Origin of the sequence: Haemophilus sp. HMSC068C11, from assembly GCF_001815355.1 — a bacterium.
In the GTDB taxonomy this organism is placed as follows: Bacteria; Pseudomonadota; Gammaproteobacteria; order Enterobacterales; family Pasteurellaceae; genus Haemophilus_D.
Genome location: NZ_KV820353.1, coordinates 1 through 238 on the forward strand (window position 1 = coordinate 1; position 238 = coordinate 238).

The 238-nt window shown below is 46.2% G+C and carries 1 rRNA gene; it reads left to right on the top strand.

From position 1 onward, the window contains the following. Positions 1-154: 154 nt before the first annotated feature. Positions 155-238 (top strand): 5S ribosomal RNA (rrf, locus tag HMPREF3020_RS00965); the annotation flags it as partial.

Below are 238 nucleotides of genomic sequence, written 5' to 3' on the forward strand. Positions count from 1 at the left end.
ACTATACAACGCTCAAGGGTTTTGGGTGTTGGGTAAGACGAGAAGAAACTCAGAGAAGAAAGAGAAAGTTTTTAGGTTTAATCAGCTTGTTTGGTTGTGAGCACTAGAGATAGTGAGAGCAGAAAGAGATAGAAGAAGTTATTAAAGGAATAATCCTGGCGGCGATAGAGCGGTGGTCCCACCTGACCCCATACCGAACTCAGAAGTGAAACGCCGATGCGCCGATGGTAGTGTGGGG